At 44.5% G+C, this 1,157-nt stretch carries 1 protein-coding gene; it reads right to left on the minus strand.

Going from position 1 to position 1,157, the window contains the following annotated elements; translation table 11 throughout:
• Positions 1-1,122 (minus strand): MFS transporter (locus R7M72_RS25345; protein ID WP_318056488.1); only part of this gene is annotated, 1,122 nt, incomplete at its 3' end.
• Between the last annotated feature and the right edge of the window lie 35 nt (positions 1,123-1,157).

The following is a 1,157-nucleotide window of genomic DNA, read 5'->3' on the forward strand; positions in this document are numbered from 1 at the left end:
AGCAACCAACGCTATCATTAACATCATCACGGCCGACACACCTAACGTAGCCATTAACCAAATGTAAAGTGCAGACCAAGAAACCTGCCCTATGCCAAGCATAGAGCTTGCCAGTCCAGCTTTGCGAGAGAACTGACTTAACGCTTGACTCATTGCCACACCAAACCCCATTGAGAAACCCATGCTGATTAGCGTGAAACCTACCATATAGAGTGTCGAACTATCGCCATTCAAGTGAGCCGCGAGAATAACGATAGCCGACAGCAAAGTGGTTATTTGTGCTGTGAACATTAATGTAGTTTGTTTGAAGTAAGACAGAGCAAATGGGACTGAAAACGATGTTGTCATACCTACCATTGCGAGCAGTGCCATCGCGATTGAGTATTCGGCTCGAGTAAAGCCAATTGAATCCATTACGATCATTGGTGACGTATTTACATAAGAGAGAATTGCTGCGACGCCTAAAGATGTATAAACAACGCGCGAAATGAAAAAATGGTTATAAAGCGATTCGTTCGTGTCTTCACTCACATCTAAAAGAGGGCGCTTAGCTTTTTTGGGCAAGGTTTCTTTTAAGACAAAGCAAGCAATTAAACCTATCGTAATACCCATCATGGCCATGGCGATGAATAACACAGGCCACGGAAACTTAATCATGATCAGATTTCCGACCACGGGTGCAAGTACAGGGATAGAACAAATGATTCCATTGAGCATCGACAGTACCTTGGCTCGCTTTTGCTCATCTAAAGTGTCGCGCAAAATGGCGAAGGCCACTACATAGCAACATGCGGCCCCTACACCTTGGAAGAAGCGCATTATTAGAAAGCTATCACTGGTCTCTGCCGAGCCCGCAAACATTGAAGCAAGGGTAAAAATCACGGCTCCGCACATGGCAACAGGCTTACGACCAAAATAATCAGCTGCACGCCCAACAAAAATCATGGTCGATGCTAGGCCTGCAAGGTAAATAGAAAAAGCAATATGAAGTTGTGATTCGCTTGCAGACAGATCATTCGCAATTTGTGGCAAAGCAACCAAGTAGAGATCTATCGCAGTAGGATATAGCAACACAAAGGCGAAGCTACACATCAGATATCGGGATAAATTAGTTTGTTCCATTACTACCTCGCAAAGGAATTGGGCTTACGAGGATG

It is taken from the genome of Vibrio sp. YT-18 (genome assembly GCF_033337345.1).
In the GTDB taxonomy this organism is placed as follows: domain Bacteria; phylum Pseudomonadota; class Gammaproteobacteria; order Enterobacterales; family Vibrionaceae; genus Vibrio; species Vibrio alginolyticus.